This is a genomic window from Lysinibacillus sp. DFXJR4 (assembly GCF_057196045.1).
In genome coordinates this window covers 66,334-83,838 of the sequence record NZ_JBXUNW010000001.1, presented here as the reverse complement: position 1 = coordinate 83,838, position 17,505 = coordinate 66,334, and the positions used below count along the sequence as shown (strand labels likewise).

Sequence of the window (17,505 nt, the reverse complement as noted above, 5' to 3'; positions counted from 1 at the left end):
ATCACACCTTGTTTTTTACAACGTATGAAATAAAGTGGACTTCTATTCAGTATCTATTGATCAACAATTTGTTCAGCTTCATCATCAGCTGTTGCTTCAACGTCTTTTATATAGCTTTCTGCTGGTGTTTTCAGCTTCACAACTATCGGTGAACTATCTGAAATTACTGTACCTGCGGATACACTTTGGCTCGCTACAAAGCCCTCACCCACAACCTCTATCTCTAGATTAGCCATTGATTTGAAAACAAGTACATTGCGCAACGACCAATCAGTAAAATCTGGTAGGGAGATATCACCTTCTGTTTTTAAAAACACAAAATTACCTTTAATTAGTTTTTGAGAACCTTTCGGATACTGGTCAATGATTTTCCCACCGCTTCCAACAACAACTGGCTGTAGTCCATCATTTGCAAGCTCTACCTGTACCGCCTCAGCACTTTGACCTGTGTAGTCTTGGATTGCTGCATTATCCACCTGTTTGACATCTTCTGTATTAACATTTAAATACTTTAAACTATTTAGCATAACTGGCTTAAATACTTTTGACACTGGGACAGAACCATTTTCCCCCATTTTAAGCTTAGGTTTTGTTACTGAGACATACATAATAAGCTGGGGATTATCTACTGGCGCCATTCCTAGGAACGAATACAGATAATCATTGGCAAGATACCCACCACTTGCTTTCGGTATTTGGGCAGTTCCTGTTTTACCTGCAACTTCATATTCATTAAGGATAAAGTCCTTTGCTGTCCCATGCTCAGCAGTTAAAGTAGATGCAAGGATTTCCCTTACTTGCTTCGCTGTGTTAGCTGAAACTGGCTGTCCTTTTTCAATCGGCTTATGATTTTGAATGATTTTTCCTGTCGATGGATCTACAATTTGATCAATGACATAGGGCTGCATCATTTTTCCATCATTCGCTATTGCTGTCATCGCCTGAACAAGCTGAATTGGCGTAACCGTAGAGCCTTGACCAAATGTTGTTGTAACACGTTGAATCGGGTATTTTGATAAAAGTGTACCTGCTGCCTCATTCGGTAAATCAATACCTGTTTTCTTGCCAAAACCAAATTTATCTAAATAATCATAAAAGACATCCTCGCCAATAAGCTTTAATAAATGTGCCATTGCCGTATTTGATGAACGCTGGAATCCTTCTAAATAGGTTATAGGACCCCAACCACGCCCTTTATTATGGTCTTTAACTTCACGATCAAGAACTTTATATCTACCTGACATATACGTAGCATTTGGTGGCCATGTATTTGTATCAATAGCTGAGGCAAGGGTGAATGTTTTCATTGTTGAGCCTGGTTCAATGGTTTCCTCAATCACATCGTTCAGCCATTTCATATTTGTCCCTTCACGTGTATCAGGATTAAATGTTGGGCGCTGGGTCATCGCCAGTATTTTTCCTGTTTTCGGTTCTGCTACAACAGCTGTCATAGATTCAGGATTATACTCCTTTTCAACCTGTGACATCGCTTCCTCTAAAAAGCTTTGAATTGTTTTATCTATTGTTAAATAAATGTCATCCCCATTTTTGGCGGGTGTCACCATTTTTTCGCTATTTGGCAATAGATAACTAAAAGCATCTGTCTCGTATTCAATTTTACCGTCTTTTCCAGATAATTCTTTGTTATAGGTTAATTCAAGGCCCATCTTACCTTTTGTTGTGAACGTATGATCTTTATTTTCCTCTTTTACTGCGAAGCCAATTAAATGTGAGGCAAAAATCCCATTTGGATAATAGCGTTTCAAATCATTTACAAATAGAATCCCAGGCAATTTCTTATCTTTGATTTTACTCATAACCTCATGGCTAATTCCTCGTCCTGCACTACCAAATTCAACTTGATAAAGAGGTTTACCGTCACTTCTATATCGATTGTTTAGTTTCTTAACAATATCCTCTTCTTTCAATGATGGGATATTTTCATGTAAAACCGCTGCAGTTTTTTCTACGTCAATTACATGTCGCGGTTTCTTTGGATCGGTTGTAGCCGCTTCGTTTACGATAGCAATCAAACGATAGCTTAGTGTATCCTCCGCTATAACTTGTCCAGTCCGATCATAAATCTTACCACGATTTGCTGTTATTGCACTTTCCTTGCTATACTTTGCTGCTGCTCGCGCCGCAAGCTCCTGTCCTTCTGCCTCACCTGTCGCCTGTAATGTCACCATTCTTGTGAATAATAGAAAAAAGAGCCCTCCATAAAAAATCATTAATAGAAAGGCTCCCCATTGGAATCGAAATCTCTTTTTTTTCATTCTCCCGGCACTACCTTTACATTTTTCTCATTTTGAGTTAAACCGAGTTCTTCCGCTTTTTTCCATATATTTTCATATGTAGAAAGTTCACTTACACGAACCGTCAAGTCAACATTCTTTTTAGCAATCTTATCTGCTTCTGCTTCAATGTTTTGAATGTCCATACTTGTTGTTTGAATAGCCGCTTGCTTATTTAAAACGACTACCGCTAATACAACAATAATACCAACTAATGCAAGTAGCATTGTTTTTTCAAACTTCTGGTTCGTTTTTTTACGACGTATGATAGTGGGTTGTGGACTAGGTGGTGTTATCGGTTGTTGCACTTGTTGATGTTGGTGCTGCCTTACACGTACTGCTGCCATTTACTCACGCCCTTTGTCGTTAATTTTCTCCACCACTCTAAGCTTCGCTGAACGTGCACGATTGTTAACCTCAAGTTCCTCATCAGATGGAACAATCGGCTTTCTCGTAATAAGCTTTAAAGTTGGCTTCATGTCATCAGGAATTACAGGTAAATTTGGTGGTAATTCCGGTAATGATGACGCTTCCTTAAAAATAGTTTTGCATAGGCGGTCCTCCAATGAATGGAACGTAATGACACTAATACGTCCACCTACGTTTATCATATCAATCGCATCGACTAATGAATCCTCTGCTGCGCCTAGCTCATCATTTACAGCAATTCGTATTGCTTGGAATATGCGCTTTGCTGGATGTCCACCTTTACGGCGTGCCGCTGCTGGAATACCCTCTTTTATAAGTTCTACAAGTTGACCGGTTGTTTCAATCGGTGCCACCTTACGTGCCTCTTCGATTTTACGAGCAACCTGCTTTGAAAACTTCTCTTCTCCATATCTAAAAAAGATACGTACTAAATCTTCATATGCCCATTCATTCACAACATGAAATGCTGTAAGTGTTGCTGTTTGATCCATACGCATATCTAATGGTGCATCATGATGATAACTAAAGCCTCGTTCTGGTGTATCTAGCTGTGGCGATGAAACACCTAAATCATATAAAACACCATCTACTTGCTCGATACCAAGTGCTAATAATTCCTCTTTCAAATTTCGAAAATTAGAATGGATAAACGTCACACGTTCGATATACGGTGCTAATCGTAATTTCGCATTGTTAATAGCTGTCATATCTTGATCAAAGCAAATTAAACGGCCCATATCAGATAGTTGTTGTACTAAATATTCACTATGCCCTGCGCCACCTAGTGTACAGTCCACATAGATTCCATCAGGATCGATGTTCAACCCGTCAACAGTTTCTTTTAATAACACGGTTGTATGATCGAACATACCACTCGCTCCCTTCAGGCCTTAACTTCATTCAACTGACATCTTGACAAAAGTTAAAAATCAAAGCCAATCATATTTTCTGCAATTTCATTAAAGGATTGCTCAGACTCACTAAAGTAAGTCTCCCAAGCATCTTTTGCCCATATTTCTATTCGATTCGAAACGCCTAGCACAACACATTCTTTCACAAGATGCGCATGTTGCATAAGAGTTGAAGGAATATTGATACGACCCTGCTTGTCTATTTCTACTTCCGTTGCCCCTGAAAAAAAGAACCTTGCAAATGCGCGAGTATCTTTTTTGGTCATCGGTAAGCCCTTTAATTTTTCTTCGAGTTTTCGCCATTCATCCATAGGATAGCCAAATAAACAATTATCAAGTCCGCGTGTTACAACAAACGTTTCGCCTAAGGCTTCACGAAATTTTGCGGGCACGATTAATCGTCCTTTCGCATCAACAGAGTGTTGATATTCTCCCATGAACATGCTATTCACCCCACTTTATTAAATAATGTACCACATCCCCCCACTTTCCTCCACTTTTTTTAAAAAAAACTTGACATTTCATCACTTAATATGCAAATAGACCTTTAGCGATTTTTTTGATCTATGCTAAATGACATAAATAAAGAGCTACCCTTAGTAGGATAGCTCTTTATTTATTATTAATATCGACAATATTCATCAAATCTGCATTGTATCAAATAATTACATAGGTAAAAAGAAATATTCATACCATATTATATATACAGTAAATAGTGGTGATTTCCAATGCTATAATTATGCTTAAGCATTTCAGTCACTAACATAGGTCCAAACTCATTGATATATTGGTATGGATTATAACTTCTTTCCTGATACCCCTCATTTGGACATAGCTCATTTTGTAATGTCATAAATTTACGAATGGTTGTTTCATGCTTATGAAGTACAGATTGTTCAATCTTTTGCTGTAAATAGTCAAACTGTTTTTGATGATTTTCTTTATTTTTTACAAGTATTTTATCTAATGATACATGCTGTTCTTTTAAGTAAGATGCAAGCTGATTATATTTATCAAAAAGCTCTTGTTGCATTGTTTGGATTTGAGATTTTGCTTCTTGGTCCTGAATTTCAGCAATAAATTGTTCTTTAAGCTGTAATGCCTTTCCAGCCCATACATCAGCAACTGTTAATTGTTGCTCACGTAATAATTGTTCCACATGGCGTGTAACAATTGTAATATGCAGACGCGGAGCAAAAATAGGCATCTGTAGGCCTAGTACCGAAAAAGCATCCTTTAACGTTGCCCAATAAGCCAGTTCTCCTGGACCACCAACAAACGCAAGTACTGGTAATACCATTTCCTGCATAAGAGGACGCGTTACAACATTATTACTCAATCTCTCAGGTTGATTCGTAGCTATCTCCATCATCTCTTCTCGAGACAATTTAATATTGGCTGCTAAATTAACAAATGATTGATTCTTTCTTTCTAAAAGATGACGTTCCCCATCTTCAACAAAAAATAGATTTGCCGCTTCATTTGTTGCTAAAATAGGCTTACCATATCCTGCACGTTCAAGCTGTTCCTCTTTCTCTGTTACTACTCTAGCAATTTCTTCGTTATGTTGAATAATATGACTAAAGTTTCCGCTTTCATACTGACGAAGTTTATAATTTGTTGCATCTATCAGCAACAAGCCCTCATCCTTGAATAGCTGATTCATAAGTTGTGCAAAGAAATCCGTAAATGTTTCACTCTTATTTAAAGTATCAATTAATTGTTTCATAAGGGCTTCAGTGAATTCTGTTTCACCAAAATCTTTTGCAATGGTATTCATTAATTGTGTCATGGTTTCTTTGTTAATACTTGTAGCAGAAGCCATCGTTTTACGTCTAGAGCGTTCCCCGTAGACACGTTTTTTCACCTCTACACCCTGCACTGTATACGTATGGTTTATCTCTTCTAAGTCATGATCCTCACCAGCTATCCAAAACACAGGAACAACTGGCCGTTGAAGCTTTAAGCTTTGTTCTTTTGCTAACTTTATAACAGATATTGCCTTGTGCACTGAGTAAAGAGGACCTGTTAAAATACCAGCTTGTTGCCCACCAACAACTGTAACAGCTCCTTGCTCTAGTTGCTGTAAATGCTCATTTGATTGCTTCGATATTCCAAGAGGCTCCATAAATTGGCGAATGATTGCTGCTATTTCTTTTTGGTCTTTTGCATGCTGTTCTAAATATCGCACTCGCTTTTCAAAAGATTGATCGTTATATTCATATTCAAAATACTCATGAATGGCAGTTTTCGGTGACCAATAATCTGCTAGCACACGATTTTTTATGGGTACTTGGATAGACTCCAGTTTCATTAACATAAACTCCTCTACTCACTAAATCATCTTACTCTTAATAAGCAAATTGAAAAAATAAGTTCCATTAATACTATGCGTTTTATCCTAGAACGATTATTTAAAATGACAATTCTCAACAAATAGTAAGAAAATACTCTATTCAATCTGCTCTGCTAAGCACATAAAGAATCAAAATCCTCGCCAGACATGTACTTACATTTTTATACCGCAAATATTTGGTATTTCCCAACTTATTACTTATAAAGAGTTAATTTTATAGAAACATTTTAATGTTATTATTTTAACGCTTATGGCTTCAACATGAAAAGAAAATGCTTAGACAGCCTGTAAATATTCTATAACGGATTGAATTATTCCAACAACACAAATAACAATATAGGCAGTACTTAGTACTAAAAATTGAAAACGCCAAATTTTTTTCAGCAGTGGCTTCACTTCAATTTCTTTTTTTGTTCGCCAATCAATATATGTAAAAATCATAGCCATTGTCAGTGCTAGCATGACTAAAAGCACACCAACATTGACACTCCATAGAACACCAATCGCTAACGGCACTGAAAAAAATAAACAAAATGTTGTTACATCTGAAGCAGCCCCAAAAGCATGTGTGCCTCGGATTTTTACCTTTCTACCAATTAAATAAACAATCATAAAAAGAAGAATTGGGCAAAAAATAATGACACTAATCACAATATTTAAAAAATCTTTCAACGTCTTTCACCACACTCTTCAATTGCAAGTACTTGGTGATATAAAGTACGCAAGGTTGGCAAATAATGATCTTTTTTTAAAGCCTTATCGAGCAGTACTCCAACAATCGTATCAATTTCGCTTTTTCTCCCTTGTATACGATCTGTCAGCATAGAAGATGTATTATTCGCTGTTTGCTCACATAAATCAATGACTTTAGAAAAGGGTATCGTTTCTTCTATTCCTTCAAAAGCCCCCATTAGCTCTTGGTAGATGGTTTGCATGATTAAAAATGCTTGTTTATTTGTGACTAACTCTCCGTTTTTCACTTGCAAAACAGCTGTTAATGGATTAATCAAGCTATTCAGTACAGCTTTCTCAAATAATATCTGTTGAGCATTATCTACCAATTGAATTGGAAACAAATCATTTCTGAGGAGTAATAGCCTATCGAATATACCACTTGCTCCTCTTTCTAGAGCAATCTTACAAACACCAACACCTCTATGCTGTACTGTTGACGAATCTATCAGTTGGGCGCCAAATGACACCGTGCAAAAGGCTATATTTTTTTGCGCTAATTTTAGCGCTTCCTCAAAATGCGCTAAGCCATTTTGCATAAATAGTAAGGGAACTTCTTTCGATAATGATGACAATTGTTCGTAAAGCTCATGTAATTGACCATACTTAACCGCTATCACTATTAAATCTTGCTGCGGAAGCTCCTTTAAATTTGTTGTTGCAGCTACTTTTTGTACAGTTTTTGTGCCATCAACATTGATTCGTGTTAGATGATTTGCACGTAGCTCTTCTACCTGTTCTTGCCTTCTAGATACCAATGTAACCATTAAACCTGACTCAGCAAAAAAGCTTGCCATTAGCTGCCCAACAGCACCAGCACCTATAACCGCTATCTTCACAACACTTAGACACCTCCCACATCATTCTTAAATGTGAAACTCCTTGTAAACAGTTTTACCACAAAATGCTGTATGATTTCATTTTACCCGCTTACAGAACGAGGTGCCTTAGAAAATTTCTAAGGCACCTCCTATACAGGTTCTTCTATTATACAGGATTGACTGATTGTTTACGATAAAATATGGATAATTGGTTGCTAAGATAACCAGAAATCATAGAAGCATATTACTCATCATTTATTTTACAGTGTGTTTAATCTTTCATTAAAGAATACCCTTGCTGCAGCCATTTCACCAGTTTTTCATGCTCATTTTGCAGCTCACGATGTCTAATCTCAAGGGTTTGATAAGCCTCTGTTAATTCATCAAAACTTGTCAATGCCAGCTTTAAATGACTTCGCATTGACTGTTGCGGTTGATTTCGCACAGCTAATAGTGACTGACTATATTGACCACGTAACGTTTTATTCCAACGAAAACCACATGCTTGTTTTGTACGGCCTAGTTCAGAAGCAGCTAACTCAAAAGCTTCTAACTGCGTTTTGCCATTTTGCACATTATGCAAGACGATTTCTGCTAATCTTTCATCGTCTTCTTTTGTCCATTGATCTTTTCTTTTTTTCAATTCCATAATCTATCACCCTCGCATTTTTTACTACTATATGCAAGAGTGAGCAAAATAGAATCATTGAATAAAAAAAGACAGCGATTAAGCTTTTCAATAATCGCTGCCGTTATACATTAATTATTATTCTTCTTAGTCAGGAAATTATTAACTGCCTCATGATGGGCTTCACTTTCCCACAACTTCGCACAGGTACGAACTTCCTCCATTACACGTTCATACATATTCCGTTCACGCCACTTACGAAGCTCAATTTCTTTATAGGCCTTATGAACAGAAGGATGAATTTTACGCATATGTTCTATAAAATCATTTAACGCTTCTTCCTTCGAACCTTCAAAAACACGCATAGCCCAACCAATTTCATATAGTAATTCCGCTGGATAAGGTTTGGCGTCTACTAGCATCTTCATGGCACGATCATGCCGCAAGCCTCGTTCAAATAAGTATGTACCGCCACCCCAGCCACTTGTAATTGCTAATGTCCCTTGGATAAAACCACATTTTGCATGACTGGCTACTAGACGAAAATCACAAGCTGTTGCAATCTCACAACCTCCTCCAACTGCCGTTCCATTAATCAAAGCAATTGTAGGTACAGGTAATGTTGCGAGATCATACAATATTTTCCCCATTTTACTTAGCATTCCAAAGGCTTCATCCTCTGTTTCAAGCGAATGGAATTCCGATAAATCCCCACCTGAGCAAAATGATTTATCCCCTGCACCAGTTACAACTAAAAAACGAACATTATCACGGCTTCGAATATATGTAATTACTTCTTGTAGACCATCCATCACCTCATCATTGACCGCATTTCGCTTTTCTTCACGATTTATGGTAAAAGTCATAATGCCTTCATTATTGTCAATTGTATATGCCATACTATTTCCCCCTTTGTCCCAATGAATAAATTGTATCACACAATTATTATAGCACTATACATCTTTTTGTTTTTGACGAAATATTCCGTCTCTTTAAGCATACAAAAAGGCTAGTAAAGAGCCATGGTCTCTCTACTAGCCTTTTAAGTGAGCAAACACTGAATTATTTGCTTACTACTTCTTTACCTTTGTAATGTCCGCAAGCTTTGCAAACACGGTGTGATAATTTTGCTTCACCACAGTTTGGGCAAGCTACCATACCAGGTACAGATAGTTTGAAATGCGTACGACGCTTTCTTTTTGCAGTTTTAGAAGTTCTTCTAAATGGTACAGCCATTGATGGCACCTCCTTACAGATCGTCTATTCGTCTGTTTGATCAAAATACTTAGCTAAAGCAGCTAGTCTTGGATCCACTTTTTGCTTATCAGCTTTTTTGTGTAGCTCAACGTCTTCATCTGTTGCGTAAGACCAGTCTTTCCCACTTTGCACTTGTCCTTCGGTATTCTCTTTGAATACTTGCATAGGTACCTCAAGAAGAATAAGTTCTTCAATAACCGGCTTCATGTCGATGACTTCACCATCAATATAGTGAATGTCTCCGTCATCTTCCCCTCGTTTTTCTTCTTCAATCCAGCTGAAAATCTCAACTGTCTCAACTTCGATAGGAAACTCAACGTCCTCCCACGTGCGCGCACATGGTAGTGTCAACGTCGCCGTCACAGTTAACTGACATGTCATTTGCGATGCACCAAAAGTACATAGCCCTTTTACATGAACGGGCGAAATTGCTCGAATATCCTGGTTTCGCTCCATCACCTCGTCCAATTGGACATAGGTGTCAATCGGCATCCCGTTTTGGCGGTATTTAGATAATTGATGAATTGACCATTTCATTCGTTTAATCACCTCGAGACAACACTGTTGATTATATAATGTGTAAAAATAGATGTCAAGATAATTTCTTGTCACCACTATGAAACCTCACTATAATTATATACTATAATACATGTAATTTCTTTATTTCGTACTCGTTTGGTTACTATAAACAAAAAGTAAAAAATAGATGGGGGCTTGACATGAAAGCAGTTGGCGTAGTAGTTGAATACAACCCATTTCACAATGGACATGCTTATCATTTAGAACAGGCAAAAAAAGTAGCACAAGCAGACCTTGTCATCGCTGTAATGAGTGGTTCATTTTTACAACGTGGTGAGCCAGCCATGGTCGATAAATGGACACGAACAAAAATGGCACTCGCTGGTGGCGTAGATATTGTCATCGAGCTACCTTATGTTTATAGTACCGCACCTGCTGCTGATTTTGCTAAAGGAGCCATTGCATTATTAACTGCAGTTGGCTGTGAATCTTTTGCATTTGGTAGTGAAGACGGTGCCATACAACCCTTTTTGAACACATTTGAGCTTATTCACGGACATCAGGAGGAATACAACGCACTTATTAAGGAAAGCCTCACAACAGGTGCAAGCTATCCTAAAAGCTTACATTATGCCTATAAACAGCTTTCTCAAAAGTTCCCTGCTACATACATTGATTTATCACAGCCTAATAATATACTCGGCTTTCACTATATTGAAGCTGCCAAAACATTAGATAGTGATATTAAACCAATGACTATTCCACGAATTGCAGCAGGATACCATGATGCTTTACAGGAGGGTGCATCCATCGCAAGTGCAACGGGAATACGCCAGGCTTTAGCAACATCCCGTAAACTTCAGCATGTTCAAGATGTTCTTCCAAAGACATCATTTGATTATTTAGCTAATTGGTATCGTCAGTATGGTAAATTTGCTAGTTGGGAAACTTTTTGGCCATTCTTACAGTTTACGCTTATTCGACATACACCTAGCGAATTGAGTCACTATGCTGAAGTAACTGAAGGTATTGAGAATGCTCTTATTAAGGCAGCCAAAACAAGTCATTCCTTTAGCAACTTTATGGAAAAAATAAAATCAAAGCGCTATACATGGACGCGACTTCAGCGCATGCTTACTCATATTTATACTGGATTTAGTAAGGAACAATTACACAACAGTGTTACTCCATCCTATATTCGTTTACTTGGTATGAGTATGAAAGGGCAGGCTTATTTAGGGAAGTATAAAAAGGACATCTCTTTACCATTAATCAGCCGAGTTGCAGCTACGAAAGATGCTATGCTTACTATAGATATTCATGCCGCAGAGATTTACAATCTAAGCCTCGAAACTGGAAATATGGAACGAAGTCTACCTAAAGATTATCAAACACCACCGATTCGTTTCTAAATCTATTCACTACAAAAGGATGCCAGATTTTTCTAGCATCCTTTTTTATTTGGGCTGTAACTGTTTTAAATAATTTATGGCATCATCTACCGTTTTAACAGGTACTATTTTCATTTTCGTACCAATTTCTTTAGCCGTTTTTACTGCTGTCGCATAGTTTGATTCCAATTCAGGATGTTTCGCCTTTAGTTCTGGAGAAATTTCATCATCTGGCGCAAAGAAAATTTCCATACCATCTCGATCAGCAGCGATGACTTTATAGTCTATTCCTCCAATCCTTCCAACAGAGCCATCAACCAACATTTCTCCTGTGCCTGCTACAGCATAGCCTTTGGTTAAATCCTCTTTAAGCAGTTGATCTAAAATTTCAAGTGTAAACATTAGACCCGCAGATGGCCCACCAATATCCTCTGTCTTCATTGTCACTTTTGGATTTGTTTCAATTGATTTACTTTCTGCGTACGAAATACCTAAACCAGCTCTCTTTTCCTCGGCTCTAGGAATTTCCTTTAATGTAATAGTGACCTCTTGTTCATTTTTATTACGTATGAATTTAACTGTTGCTTTGTCTCCAAGCTCTTTTGGCTTCAAAAGATCTACTAGCATTTGCTGATTACTAATTTTATGTCCATCCACTTCAATAATTTCGTCTCCTGCTTTTAAAAGGCCGTCTGAAGCACCACCATCCAGCACATTTAAAACAAAGACTCCATCGAAATGTATTGTTGTTTGAAGTCCCGCTTTCTGGAAGGCAATATACTTTGCATTGAACTGGGAGTCAGACATTAGTTTAAGCTGTCGAACATTATATTCTTCTTCATCTTCTAATGGATTTCGTACCTGGTTAATATCCATTAGTTTTTGATATTTTTGAGTTTTAGCCCAAAGATACGAAAAAGGGGTCGCTTGCTGCATAGCTACTGTCATTAAACTCATAGACCCTTTGTTTTCAGTATGATTGTTTTCTACTGTAACAAATTTACTGACATCATAAGCACTTCCAGGCTTCATAATATAGGCGTCTAGTCGGTATAACATTAAAAAACAAATAACGACTAATAACACTACATAAATACTTATTTTTTTCTTCATTTGGAACACCTCCTAGGACGCTCGCAAAACCATACGTTCATGTTTTTGCCTTTTTTACATATATTGATTTTAGCATTTGCCTATGTGAATGACAAAAAGTTGAAACGAGATGATAACATGTATGCCACAATTCAAATAGCGCTTTGCATAGTTCTTATTCTATTACTCTTGCTATTCCCACAAACAGCTCATCACGGTACTGACTTAGGTTTAACGCTATTTATGGATGCGCTTTTCCCATATTTATTACCTTATTTAATTTTAACGCAATGGCTACTACGTTTAACGGCTCCTATGCGAACAAAGACCAAAAGAGCCTCACTATACGTACAAGCCTATATTATTAGCGCACTTGGCGGTTATCCTACTGGTGCAACAACAATTGTTTATCTAAAAAACAGTGGGCAGCTTCATCCTAAAGAAGCTAATTTTTTACTAGCCGTCTGTCATGCACCAAGTCCGCTTTTTGTGCTAGGTTTTGTAAGCCTTGATTTGTTACACAGTAATACGTTTGGCTGGCTGTTTTTATGTTTACTACATAGTTTTAATATTTGTTGTTTAATAACTGGTTATTTTTTATTCCGAAAATCTGATCTTCCTAGCATTTCTATTCATAATACGCCTTTATATTCAGCACCTTTCTCAGAAAGCATTAAAGAGACAGCACCGACGATTCTTTTAGTTGGAACAACCATTATCTTTTTCACTACGATCCAAACGATAGTACAACAAGGCTTAGATAAACTCATACCAAAATTACCCCATACAGCTGAGCTTTCTATTGCTGCCATACTAGAAGTTACAAATGGTCTTAAAATGACTGTCACAGCCTTTCCCAGTCATTCCTATTTACCATTGCTAGTAGTTCTATTACTTACTATGCAAAGCATTAGCATACATTTGCAAATTTTTGTTATTGCTAAATCAGCCAAGCTTTCTGTTCGGCCATATATAAAATTCCGCCTACTTAGCATAATCATTGTGCCAACTATTTATGCTCTTTTTTTCTTAAAATAATGAAAGCATCTTTTTTCCTGAACTCATATTTCCAAATTATGAAGAAATGTAGTGGACTGAGCGTAATTTTCTTTCTAGGCTACTCCATTAGCTCAATAGTCGAGTAGCCTCATTCCTATCATAAAATAAAAAAGGAGACGCCCAAATACTGACATCCCCTTTGTTTTTCATTTCGTAAACCCATATTTTTCTTTTAAGGCAGCTACAACACATGTAGGAACGAGCTCTTTGACATCGCTACCATATTTCGCTACTTCTTTTACAATGCTTGAGCTTAAGAATGAATATTGATTTTTTGTCATGATAAAAAATGTTTCAATGGTTTCATCTAGAAAACGGTTCATCGAAGTAATTTGCATCTCATATTCAAAATCTGATACAGCTCGTAAACCGCGAACAATAGCCTTTGCTTTTTTTTCTTTCGCATAGTCTATCAACAAACCAGATGAGCTTTCAATACGCACGTTTGGCAATGTTTTCGTCACCTCTGCCATTAAAGCCATGCGTTCTTCTACAGAAAACAGTGGCTGCTTCGATGAATTATTTAACACTGCTACATAAACAGTATCGAAAACATCTGCCGCACGTTTAATAATATCTAAGTGACCAAATGTTACAGGATCAAAACTTCCAGGAACTACAGCAATTTTCTCTGACAACTTATTCTCCCTCTTCCTCTGCACAACAATCAATTTTGCCTTGGCGTAATATCATGGCATCCGCCAGAGGCTTTTCCTTTATTCAATGATATTTAGACACCCTCTGAATAAAGATAAACAGAAATAATCGTTCCGCCATATGTTTCTTGTCTCTTTAATACAAAGTCTCCAAAACTTTGTGGTAGTTCTACTTCTGTTGCATGTTCACATAAAATAATGCCATCTTGTTGGATTTTATGATTATCGATAAGTACTTGTACTAGATCATAATATTCCTTGTGGTGATAAGGTGGATCTAAAAAAGCTAATTTAAAGGTAATATCTCGTTTTAATAGCGCTTTCACAGCTCGTTTAGCATCTATCCGAAAGAGCTCAGAACAATTCTCATACCGACATTTTTTTATATTCTCCTGTAGCATCTGAAACGCCTTAGCATCCTTTTCAATAAATATAGCTCGTTCAGCACCTCTACTTAAAGCTTCGATGCCTAAACCACCGCTCCCCGCAAATAAATCGAGGGCAATCCCTCCATCAAAAAAAGGACCAATAATATTAAAAATGGATTCCTTTACTTTGTCAGTTGTAGGTCTCGTTGTATTTCCCGTAATCGCCTTTAATGGCATTCCTTTTCTTTCTCCTGCTACAACTCTCATTTATGTCAATCACCGTACTTTCTTCTTCCATATCAATTACACCCCAGCATAATTGAGTCTATATTTTTTTAAGCCTCTCTAAAAAGCTCCCCTTCAAAATCAGTGACATTCGCCAGGGAATGTAGGCCAACACGATGTTGGTCACTACACGTGTCTTTGGTTTCTCTATTTCAGCGGGTGTTTGTAGGCTCATTGAATAGATAAAAACTGCTTTCATCTCGCCATCAATAGAGATGGAAGTATTCTGACGCTTCGCTTTCGCATGGTAAGGATCGGCTAAATCAAGATAAAAGCATTTTTGCAGCGGAAGAAAAACCTCCGCTGCAAAAAAATTATTCTTGCCCTTGTGTTATTACTTGGATACGACCATCATTTTTTTGTAATTCTACTAAGAATAAGCGTTGGAGCCAAGCTTCTTCAACATAATAATGGCCAGCTATTTTAATAATCGGTTCTGAAATAGTAGAGTATCTACGTTGATTAAATACGTAGAATCCTGGTTCTTTCGGGAATCTGAATGAACGATTTTCACTTTTTACATAATAGCCATTTTCCCCTTCAGTGGCACTATAACCAAGATACGGCAACAATGTATCGGCTGTATATAAAGATTGCCCTTCATAGTGAATAAATTGAACATCTTTTTTCAAGGCATCATTTACATAAATATCACGATCATCTTCAAAAAATAATGGATATGTCACGTTCTTTTGTTCAGTATTTAACTTGAAATAAGAAGTTTTTGCACCTAAAACCGTTGTTAAAAGATCATCCATTGAAGCAGGAGTAATTGGTTCTTCTCCAAGTTTATTCATCGCTTCCTGCCAAGCTGCCTCCTGATCTGTAGTCATATATTCCTTTAATGTTGCCACGATTTCCTTCGTTTTTTCAGAGCCTATCGTATCCTTCACTAAATAGGATGCCACAACCTCTGGTAACCATTCAGGAGAATTATCGAACTTATATTGCGATTTTATTTGTGACAGCACCACTTCCTGCTCCACTGCTTGTGCAGTTAAAGTCGGTAAAAATAAAAGTCGATCATCATGTTCTTTCATTGGATTTTTTTCTTGAATAATCGCAATATGCTGGTCATTTAAAAACTGTAAATTTTCCAATGATTTCAAAAAGTCCTTTGCAATAGCTCCTGGTGCATAAATAGATAAAACAGAACTTTGTTCCTGAACTTTGAGGTTAGCTGATTGCCAATAAATATCACGGATTGTACCATTCCCACTAAACATTGTATAGTTAACAAGTGCTAGCTGTTGCTGTCCAATTAAAGGTAAACCTGTAATCCATTGACCAGCAATTTTACTATCTGTGGAAATATGGACAATCGAATAAGTAGCTTCACCATTTAATAATGTGGCTAAAACATTTTGGATAAGCATTTTATCTTTTAAGCCACCCTCAATTGGAATTATGTATGAAACAGATTGGGATTTTATTTCTCCCTTAGCAAAGTAGGAAGCTTCATCTGATAAACGATCACAGCTTTTTTCAGTTTCCATAAAGCAGCTAAGGTTAATGGCATTTTCTGGCCACTTAATTTTCACCTTTTGATCAGGAAGATTTTTAAAATGCTGCCTTATATCTAAGCTATTTTCGCGATAGAAAATTTCTATCTCTTGTGAGTAAAGAAAATCACCATTACCAGTCTCTAAGTCAGAAGAATATGCATGATACTGGAAAAAAATTATACCTGTAATAATTAAAGCAAGTACTGAAAAAAAACTCATTGCAAATTTCATATGCTTGACCTCCCACAGCATGATACTATGTATATTGGAAAGGATGTGCAATTTTTATGCCACAACAATTTATTGAATTAGGTGAAGGCTATGGTGATGTTTATGAGCTTCTTGAACTAGTGAATACCAATCAAAGTCGCTTTCACCAAGCCTTTATACTAACTTCCTCAAAAGAAGAAAAAAAAGTTGCTTCTTTAGCAGTTGCCTTCAAACCAGTCGGTGAAAGTAAATTTATGCCGATTTATATTTGTCGAGAGGGCATTCCTTATATAGAAGACAAGCCTTCTAAGCGACAAAAAATATTCGAAGAAAGTATTGAGCAACTAGGTCGAAAAGCAGTTGTTGTAGAAATAAAGCACTCATCTATATTTTCGGAATCAAAACTATTTTATCAATACTTAATTGGAATAATGAGACTTCATCACTATATTCCTGCATTAACGTAATATTATAGACCTGCTTTGTAGTCATATTCCTTCGCTTTATCAGGTTTTGCATTTTCATACTCAGTTTTCACGAATGGACGATAAGACTTTACAACGTCTTTTACAAAAGGAAGGCGTTGTAGTTTTGTTGTCATCATTTCAATTTCCTCTCGATCGCAATAGAGCACTGCATATTTTTGCCTCCGAGAAATATAAAGAACATGACCATATTTTCGAAGAGACTTTGCATGTTTTAATTGATGGACGTACACGATTAGTCCTTGTCGTTCGTTCATATAGTATTCCCTCATTTCTTACATAAAAGAATACCATAGACCGGAAAATGATAGCAACAGAGTTTAGCTGACAGAACGCTCATTTTTCCGTTATAATGGTAAAGCATACAATATTCATTAAGAGTTGAACATTCACTTAAGCAAGTTAATAAGACATTAGTTTAGACGTCCATAATCACAGTTTCTCTGATTTTGTTTGCTCAAAACTTTCAAATTCAAAAATGAATTCGCCAGTACCTTTTATATCATC

The 17,505-nt window shown here is 36.9% G+C and carries 19 protein-coding genes; 3 read left to right on the top strand and 16 right to left on the bottom strand.

Annotated elements, in window-relative coordinates; translation table 11 throughout:
- Window positions 1–53 precede the first annotated feature (53 nt).
- From AC2CGN_RS00410 to AC2CGN_RS00360, 11 genes are all read right to left on the bottom strand, one after another.
- Window positions 54–2,276: a penicillin-binding protein gene (locus AC2CGN_RS00410; RefSeq protein WP_484511538.1), complete on the bottom strand. Its 2,223-nt coding sequence runs from the start codon at window positions 2,274–2,276 to the stop codon at window positions 54–56.
- Window positions 2,273–2,641: a cell division protein FtsL gene (ftsL, locus tag AC2CGN_RS00405; RefSeq protein ID WP_286926136.1), complete on the bottom strand. Its 369-nt coding sequence runs from the start codon at window positions 2,639–2,641 to the stop codon at window positions 2,273–2,275. Before ftsL ends, AC2CGN_RS00410 begins: the two co-directional genes overlap by 4 nt.
- Entirely contained in the window at window positions 2,642–3,592 is a 951-nt protein-coding gene (gene rsmH / locus AC2CGN_RS00400; RefSeq protein WP_484511535.1) for a 16S rRNA (cytosine(1402)-N(4))-methyltransferase RsmH, read from the bottom strand.
- Window positions 3,593–3,645: 53 nt separating this feature from the next.
- Window positions 3,646–4,077, bottom strand: coding sequence for a division/cell wall cluster transcriptional repressor MraZ (gene mraZ / locus AC2CGN_RS00395; RefSeq protein ID WP_068983256.1), 432 nt, complete (start codon window positions 4,075–4,077; stop codon window positions 3,646–3,648).
- Between the two features lie 254 nt (window positions 4,078–4,331).
- Window positions 4,332–5,948, bottom strand: coding sequence for a bacillithiol biosynthesis cysteine-adding enzyme BshC (gene bshC, locus AC2CGN_RS00390; protein WP_484511533.1), 1,617 nt, complete (start codon window positions 5,946–5,948; stop codon window positions 4,332–4,334).
- A gap of 318 nt (window positions 5,949–6,266) precedes the next feature.
- Window positions 6,267–6,662 (bottom strand): DUF3397 domain-containing protein, encoded by a 396-nt coding sequence (locus AC2CGN_RS00385; protein ID WP_484511531.1) that lies wholly within the window; start codon window positions 6,660–6,662, stop codon window positions 6,267–6,269.
- Window positions 6,659–7,561, bottom strand: a complete 903-nt coding sequence (locus AC2CGN_RS00380) for a ketopantoate reductase family protein (RefSeq protein ID WP_484511529.1) — start codon at window positions 7,559–7,561, stop codon at window positions 6,659–6,661. The genes AC2CGN_RS00385 and AC2CGN_RS00380 overlap by 4 nt, the downstream gene beginning before the upstream one ends.
- A 253-nt stretch (window positions 7,562–7,814) precedes the next feature.
- Entirely contained in the window at window positions 7,815–8,192 is a 378-nt protein-coding gene (locus AC2CGN_RS00375) for a transcriptional regulator (RefSeq protein WP_429980552.1), read from the bottom strand.
- Between the two features lie 110 nt (window positions 8,193–8,302).
- Complete coding sequence (locus AC2CGN_RS00370; RefSeq protein ID WP_484511527.1) at window positions 8,303–9,070, bottom strand: enoyl-CoA hydratase/isomerase family protein; 768 nt, start codon at window positions 9,068–9,070, stop codon at window positions 8,303–8,305.
- A 163-nt stretch (window positions 9,071–9,233) separates the two neighbouring features.
- Window positions 9,234–9,407 carry a 50S ribosomal protein L32 gene (gene rpmF / locus AC2CGN_RS00365; protein ID WP_054770816.1) on the bottom strand — a complete coding sequence of 58 codons (174 nt, stop codon included), beginning with the start codon at window positions 9,405–9,407 and terminating at the stop codon, window positions 9,234–9,236.
- A gap of 24 nt (window positions 9,408–9,431) precedes the next feature.
- A complete protein-coding gene (locus AC2CGN_RS00360; RefSeq protein WP_429983939.1) occupies window positions 9,432–9,965 on the bottom strand; it encodes a YceD family protein in 534 nt (177 codons plus the stop codon).
- Window positions 9,966–10,147: 182 nt separating this feature from the next.
- Here AC2CGN_RS00360 and AC2CGN_RS00355 point away from each other — a divergent pair, with 182 nt between their 5' ends.
- The gene (locus AC2CGN_RS00355) at window positions 10,148–11,359 is read left to right on the top strand and encodes a nucleotidyltransferase (RefSeq protein WP_484511524.1); all 1,212 of its coding nucleotides are present in this window, start codon (window positions 10,148–10,150) and stop codon (window positions 11,357–11,359) included.
- Window positions 11,360–11,404: 45 nt separating this feature from the next.
- Here the strand turns inward: AC2CGN_RS00355 and AC2CGN_RS00350 are convergent, their stop codons facing one another.
- Window positions 11,405–12,451 carry a SepM family pheromone-processing serine protease gene (locus AC2CGN_RS00350; protein ID WP_286926129.1) on the bottom strand — a complete coding sequence of 349 codons (1,047 nt, stop codon included), beginning with the start codon at window positions 12,449–12,451 and terminating at the stop codon, window positions 11,405–11,407.
- A gap of 63 nt (window positions 12,452–12,514) precedes the next feature.
- Between AC2CGN_RS00350 and AC2CGN_RS00345 the strand changes: the two genes are divergently transcribed.
- Window positions 12,515–13,468 (top strand): hypothetical protein, encoded by a 954-nt coding sequence (locus tag AC2CGN_RS00345; RefSeq protein WP_286926128.1) that lies wholly within the window; start codon window positions 12,515–12,517, stop codon window positions 13,466–13,468.
- Between the two features lie 167 nt (window positions 13,469–13,635).
- On the opposite strand, the gene coaD is transcribed toward AC2CGN_RS00345, so the two are convergent.
- The 3 genes from coaD to AC2CGN_RS00330 all read right to left on the bottom strand — a co-directional run bounded on the left by coaD (window position 13,636) and on the right by AC2CGN_RS00330 (window position 16,534).
- The gene (gene coaD, locus AC2CGN_RS00340; RefSeq protein WP_283871056.1) at window positions 13,636–14,127 is read right to left on the bottom strand and encodes a pantetheine-phosphate adenylyltransferase; all 492 of its coding nucleotides are present in this window, start codon (window positions 14,125–14,127) and stop codon (window positions 13,636–13,638) included.
- A gap of 92 nt (window positions 14,128–14,219) precedes the next feature.
- Window positions 14,220–14,780 (bottom strand): 16S rRNA (guanine(966)-N(2))-methyltransferase RsmD, encoded by a 561-nt coding sequence (gene rsmD / locus AC2CGN_RS00335; RefSeq protein ID WP_484511521.1) that lies wholly within the window; start codon window positions 14,778–14,780, stop codon window positions 14,220–14,222.
- A gap of 332 nt (window positions 14,781–15,112) precedes the next feature.
- The gene (locus AC2CGN_RS00330) at window positions 15,113–16,534 is read right to left on the bottom strand and encodes an RNA polymerase II (RefSeq protein WP_484511519.1); all 1,422 of its coding nucleotides are present in this window, start codon (window positions 16,532–16,534) and stop codon (window positions 15,113–15,115) included.
- Between the two features lie 56 nt (window positions 16,535–16,590).
- Here AC2CGN_RS00330 and AC2CGN_RS00325 point away from each other — a divergent pair, with 56 nt between their 5' ends.
- Window positions 16,591–16,980: a DUF7147 family protein gene (locus AC2CGN_RS00325; RefSeq protein ID WP_286926126.1), complete on the top strand. Its 390-nt coding sequence runs from the start codon at window positions 16,591–16,593 to the stop codon at window positions 16,978–16,980.
- 2 nt (window positions 16,981–16,982) lie between these two features.
- On the opposite strand, the gene AC2CGN_RS00320 is transcribed toward AC2CGN_RS00325, so the two are convergent.
- A complete protein-coding gene (locus tag AC2CGN_RS00320; RefSeq protein WP_484511517.1) occupies window positions 16,983–17,255 on the bottom strand; it encodes a YlbG family protein in 273 nt (90 codons plus the stop codon).
- Window positions 17,256–17,505 lie beyond the last annotated feature (250 nt).